The 533-nt window shown below is 72.8% G+C and carries 1 pseudogene; it reads right to left on the reverse strand.

The window, feature by feature from the left end:
* Positions 1 to 150: 150 nt before the first annotated feature.
* A pseudogene (locus tag CSC62_RS17640) lies at positions 151 to 435 on the reverse strand (efflux RND transporter permease subunit); the annotation flags it as partial.
* Positions 436 to 533: the final 98 nt, after the last annotated feature.

Raw genomic sequence — 533 nt, forward strand, 5'->3', positions numbered from 1 at the left:
CACCGTTATCTCGTTCGGCGGTTCGCACAGGAGTTCGGTTCCCACGCGCTGGCACGCCCCCGGCCCCCCGCTCCCCGGATACCGCGGGGCCCTGACCTCGCGGCCCGGCGCCGCCGCCCGCCCAGCCCCCGTCTCGCCGCCCAGCCCCCGGTCGCCCAGGCCCACCGCCAGCGGCACGGCGGCAAGGATCGCCACCATCGTGGTCATCATGATCGGGCGGAAGCGCACGATCGAGGCCTCGCGTGCGGCTGCGCGCGCATCCATGCCATACACGCGCTGCGCCACCAACGCGAAGTCGATCATCATGATGGCGTTTTTCTTGACGATGCCGATCAGCAGCACCAGCGCGATCATCGAGATCACCGACAGTTCGGTGTTGGTGATGAACAACGCCAGCAGCGCGCCCACGCCGGCGGCCGGCAGGTCCGCCAGCAGGGCCGCGGCGGCGGCGTCCACCCCCGCGGCCTACTTCGGGCTGGTCCCCCACCACGCCCCCCGCCACCGCGGCATCTGCCCCCGCGCTAGCCGAGCCG

Origin of the sequence: Pseudoxanthomonas jiangsuensis (genome assembly GCF_010093185.1) — a bacterium.
Lineage (GTDB): Bacteria > Pseudomonadota > Gammaproteobacteria > Xanthomonadales > Xanthomonadaceae > Pseudoxanthomonas > Pseudoxanthomonas jiangsuensis.